Raw genomic sequence first — 4,381 nt, forward strand, 5'->3', positions numbered from 1 at the left:
GGAAGCGGCATCGGCTCGCCCGCCGATGCCAAGGCGGTCAGGACCGCGACCAGCATCTCCGCCGCCGACCGCCAGCAGGGCAGCGAGGCGCATCCGCAGCTCATGGCCGAATTCGGCGGCGCCTATGCCGGCGCGCAGGCCGCCTATGTGAACCGCGTCGGGCAGAATATCGCGGTGCAGTCGGGCCTGTCGCGCAGCCCGAGCGATTTCACGGTGACCCTGCTCAACTCGCCGGTGAACAACGCCTTCGCGATCCCCGGCGGCTATGTCTACGTCACCCGCCAGCTGATGGCGCTGATGAACGACGAGGCCGAACTGGCGGGCGTGCTGGGGCACGAGGTCGGCCATGTCGCGGCGCGGCACAGCAAGAAGCGCCAGTCGGCGGCGACGCGCAACACCGTCCTCGGCGTCCTCGCCACTGTGCTCGGCGGCGCGATCGGCGATAATGGCGGGCTACTCGGCAGTCTCGGCGGCCTGCTTCAGAACAATGCGATGCAGGTCGCGCAGCTGGCGACGCTCGGCTTTTCGCGCAGCCAGGAACTGGAGGCCGACCAGCTCGGCGTGCAATATCTGAAGAGCGCGGGCTACGACCCGCTCGCGCTGTCGACGATGCTCGCCAGCCTCGCCGCGCAGACCAGCCTCGAAGCGCGCCTGTCGGGCGGCGACGCGCGCTCGCTTCCCGAATGGGCGAGCACCCACCCCGACCCCGCCTCGCGCGTCCGCAACGCCCAGACGCTCGCCGCGCGGCAGGGTACGGGCGGGGTGCGTAACGCCGACGCCTTCCTGGCATCGGTTAACGGCGTGCTCTACGGCGACGATCCGGCGCAGGGCGTCGTCGAGGGGCGCGAATTTCTGCATCCCGACCTGAAACTGCGGTTCGAGGTTCCGAACGGCTATGGCATGCAGAACGGGACGAGCGCGGTGTCGATCAGCGGCAACGGCGGACAGGCCCAATTCTCGACCGGCGCCTACAATGGCGACATGAACGCCTATATCGCCGCCGTCCTCAAGGAAATCGGCGGCAAGGCCAATCTGACGCCGGGCACGATCCAGCGCACGACCGTGGGCGGCATCCCCGCTTATTACACGACCGTCCGGGCCAACAGCCAGTCGGGGCAGGTCGACGTCACCGTCTTCGCCTATGAATTTTCGCGGACCAGCGCCTTCCACTTCGTCGCGCTGACCAAGGCGGGCGGCAGCGGCGTGTTCAATTCGATGTTCACCAGCCTCCGCCGGCTCAGCACCAGCGAGGCGGCGGCGATCCGGCCGCGCCGCGTCGATGTCGTGACGGTGAGGAGCGGCGACAGCGTCGCCAGCCTGGCGCGGCGCATGGCGTACAGCGATTATGCCGCCGAGCGCTTTCAGGTGCTCAACCGGCTGGCGGCGAACAGTCGCCTGACGCCGGGGCAGAAGGTGAAGATCGTCACCTACGCGAGCCGCTGACACGAAAAAGGGCGGTGCATGCACCGCCCTTTCCCTGGATTCTGTCATCCGCGAAGCGGATGGAAGAGGCCGATTACGCCTTGCTGTTGGCGTTGGTCAGCTTGCCGTCGACCTTGTCGAACGTATTGCTGACGCTCGAGCCGACGTTGGTCAGCGCGGTGATGGCGGCAACGGCGATCAGCGCCGCGATCAGGCCGTATTCGATGGCAGTCGCGGCCTTGGTGTCGCGAACGAATTTCTTGAAAAACTTCATGTCTGGTCTCCTGGTAGGTCACTTACCCCGTTGACGATCTGGTCGGTGTCAACATCTGCGGGATTTACGGGCAATTGGTTTTGAAAAGTTTAATGCCGGACGCCGGAATATGCGCGATTCGGCTTGGAAACCGCCGGATCAATTCTTGTTCGTCGCCGTGTCGGTGGTCGTCGACACGCGATTCCACATATTGGCGGTCGACGTTCCCACGCCCCCCATGGCGGACACTGCGGCGATGAAGATCATCGCCAGGATCAACCCATATTCGATGGCTGTCGCGGCCCTGGTCGACCGCAGCAGCGCGAGAAACTTGGCCATTGTTCCGCCCCTGCCCCAAATGTTACGTCCCGAAGCGGCCGAATTTTGCACAGGAAGGTTAAGGAATTTGACTGTCCCCGACGCGCCCCGCGACGCGCAAAACATGCTTCTCGTGGTCGCGGCGGCGCTCGTCGACCGCGACGGGCGGATTCTCGTCCAGCAGCGCCCCACCGGCAAGCCGATGGCGGGATTGTGGGAATTTCCGGGCGGCAAGGTCGAACCCGGCGAGACGCCCGAGGCGGCGCTGATCCGCGAACTGGCCGAGGAACTGGCGATCGACGTCGATCACGCCTGCCTCGCCCCCGCCTGCTTCGCGAGCGATACGCTCGGCAATCGGCACCTGCTGTTGCTGCTCTATGTCTGCCGCAAATGGCGGGGAACGCCGGTGGCGCAGCATGCGAGCGCGCTGCGCTGGGTGCGGCCGGTCGAACTTTACGGTCTCGACATGCCGCCCGCCGACCTCCCGCTGATCGGGCTGCTCGAAGCGCTTGTTTAAAGCGGCGTGTCATTAGAGATGATGACATCAGACGGACTCGTCATTGCGAGCGGCGAAGCCGCGCGGCAATCCAGAGTAGGCATAAACCGCCCTGGATTGCTTCGCTCCGCTCGCAATGACGAAATGTGTCAATGCAAAGCCGCGGCCGCCGGCAAGCTTGCGCTACGCCGGTAGCCGCCCCGGCTCGACAATTATCGCTTCGGCTTCAGCGCCTCCGTCAGCGAGGCGGAGCCGCTGCCGCGTCTTGCCGGCTGTGGCTGGTCGGGGTGCGGCGCCCAGCCGCTGAAATGAACGAGCCGGAATTGCTCGGCGATACGGCCGTCGGGGTCGGCGCCGGCGGCGAAGGCGAGCGCGATCCGCGCCGTTTCCTCGCGGGTCAGCGGCGGCGGAGCAGGGGACAGGCGGCTCGCCAGCCCCGCGGCGCGCAGGTCGCGGGCGAGGGCGAAGACGTCGCCATAGCGCACGGTCAGCGCCTCGACATCGACCACGGGCAGCGCAAAGCCGGTGCGCTGGAGCAGATTGCCCATCGCCGCCAGGTCGATCTGCGGGTGCATCCGCGCGACGGGGCGGACACCCTCGGCCATCACCGCGCGGCGCAGGCGCGGCAGGCTGCCGTCGCCGACGAAGGCGCCGAGCAGCAGCCCGTCGGGCGCGAGCAGCGCGCGCAGGCGGACGAGCGCGCCGGGCACGTCGTTGACGCCGTCGAGCCCGCCGGGCCACAGGATCAGGTCGAAACTCGCGAAGGGCAGGTCGACCGCATCGGCTTCCCCGACCAGCGCGCCCGCCCCCATCCCCACCGACGCCGCGAGCGCCGGCCCGGCCTCGAGGATCGACAGCGCGGTCCCGGTGCCGCGCAGATGCGCGATCAGCGCGCCGTCGTGCGCGCCGATCAGCAGCGTGCGCGGAAAGCTGCGCGTGACCATGGTCAGCCGGTCGAGCAACGTCTCGGCGATGATCGGGGCGAGGAAATCGGCATCCTTCGGCAGGCGCACCATCCGGTCGCGTTGGGCGCGATGGCGCGCGGGGGAAAAGAGCGGGGCGGATGAGGCGGGGGCGGGAGCGGACGGCATGGCGCGCTTGTGCCGCTCCGGCCGATGCTTCACAACCCCAAGATGGCGATGCGCGTGGGGAAAGAGGGGCAGGATGCGGCGCCGCGGCGCTGGAATGGGTCGCTGCTGACGATGGTGCGGAGCGTGGCGCGCGGCGTCGCCGATTATGCGCTGCCGCCGCGCTGCCCCGCCTGCGGGGTGATCGTCGGCGACGACCGGCAATTCTGCCTTTCCTGCTGGTCGTCGCTCGATTTCCTCGACGGACCTGCCTGTTCGCGCTGCTCGATCCCGTTGCCCGATGCGCCGGCGGGCATCCCGCTCGAATGCGGCGCCTGCCTTGCCGACCCGCCGCCTTTCGACGGCGCCCCCGCCGCCGTCGCCTATGGCCCCGCCGCCCGCACCGTCGCGCTGCGGCTCAAATATGGTCGCCGGCTCGGCCATGCGCGGCTGATGGCGCAGTTCCTCGCGCGGCCGCTGGCGGCGCTGACGGTGGGGGAAGAGGACGGCGAACCGCTGCTCGTCCCGATCCCGCTGCACCGCTGGCGGCTGTGGTCGCGCGGCTTCAACCAAGCGGCGCTCGTCGCCGACGCGCTGGCGCGGCACAGCGGTGTCGCGCACGATCCGCACCTGCTCGTCCGCACGCGCGCCACCGCGTCGCTGCGCGGCAGGACGAAGCGCGAGCGCGAGCGGATCGTCGCCGGTGCCTTCGCGCTGGCGCCCGCGGCACGGACGCGCGCCGTCGGGCGGCACCTGATTCTGATCGACGACGTGCATGCGAGCGGCGCGACGCTGCGCGCGGCGGCGCGGGCGCTGCGGCGGGCC

General features: G+C 69.0%; 6 protein-coding genes. 3 read left to right on the forward strand and 3 right to left on the reverse strand.

What is annotated here, in order from left to right; genetic code table 11:
• Positions 1-9 precede the first annotated feature (9 nt).
• Positions 10-1,443 (forward strand): M48 family metalloprotease, encoded by a 1,434-nt coding sequence (locus SGR02S_RS18965; RefSeq protein WP_082797239.1) that lies wholly within the window; start codon positions 10-12, stop codon positions 1,441-1,443.
• Between the two features lie 73 nt (positions 1,444-1,516).
• On the opposite strand, the gene SGR02S_RS18970 is transcribed toward SGR02S_RS18965, so the two are convergent.
• Complete coding sequence (locus tag SGR02S_RS18970; RefSeq protein WP_067113752.1) at positions 1,517-1,696, reverse strand: Flp family type IVb pilin; 180 nt, start codon at positions 1,694-1,696, stop codon at positions 1,517-1,519.
• Between the two features lie 138 nt (positions 1,697-1,834).
• A complete protein-coding gene (locus SGR02S_RS18975; RefSeq protein ID WP_067113754.1) occupies positions 1,835-2,014 on the reverse strand; it encodes a Flp family type IVb pilin in 180 nt (59 codons plus the stop codon).
• A gap of 103 nt (positions 2,015-2,117) precedes the next feature.
• Between SGR02S_RS18975 and SGR02S_RS18980 the strand changes: the two genes are divergently transcribed.
• Positions 2,118-2,510 (forward strand): (deoxy)nucleoside triphosphate pyrophosphohydrolase, encoded by a 393-nt coding sequence (locus SGR02S_RS18980; RefSeq protein WP_067113759.1) that lies wholly within the window; start codon positions 2,118-2,120, stop codon positions 2,508-2,510.
• Positions 2,511-2,701: 191 nt separating this feature from the next.
• Here SGR02S_RS18980 and SGR02S_RS18985 read toward each other — a convergent pair whose 3' ends face one another.
• Positions 2,702-3,613: a malonyl-ACP O-methyltransferase BioC gene (locus tag SGR02S_RS18985; RefSeq protein ID WP_369691235.1), complete on the reverse strand. Its 912-nt coding sequence runs from the start codon at positions 3,611-3,613 to the stop codon at positions 2,702-2,704.
• 9 nt (positions 3,614-3,622) lie between these two features.
• On the opposite strand from SGR02S_RS18985, the gene SGR02S_RS18990 reads away from it, so the two are divergent.
• Positions 3,623-4,381 (forward strand): double zinc ribbon domain-containing protein (locus SGR02S_RS18990; protein ID WP_174521679.1); only part of this gene is annotated, 759 nt, incomplete at its 3' end.

This window comes from Sphingopyxis granuli NBRC 100800 (genome assembly GCF_001591045.1).
Lineage (GTDB): Bacteria > Pseudomonadota > Alphaproteobacteria > Sphingomonadales > Sphingomonadaceae > Sphingopyxis > Sphingopyxis granuli.

What these genes read in the sequence shown, in the direction of transcription:
- SGR02S_RS18975 (WP_067113754.1), bottom strand. Translation starts at nt 2,014, where the DNA reads ATGGCCAAGTTTCTCGCGCTGCTGCGGTCGACCAGGGCCGCGACAGCC.
- SGR02S_RS18970 (WP_067113752.1), bottom strand. Translation starts at nt 1,696, where the DNA reads ATGAAGTTTTTCAAGAAATTCGTTCGCGACACCAAGGCCGCGACTGCC.
- SGR02S_RS18980 (WP_067113759.1), top strand. Translation starts at nt 2,118, where the DNA reads ATGCTTCTCGTGGTCGCGGCGGCGCTCGTCGACCGCGACGGGCGGATT.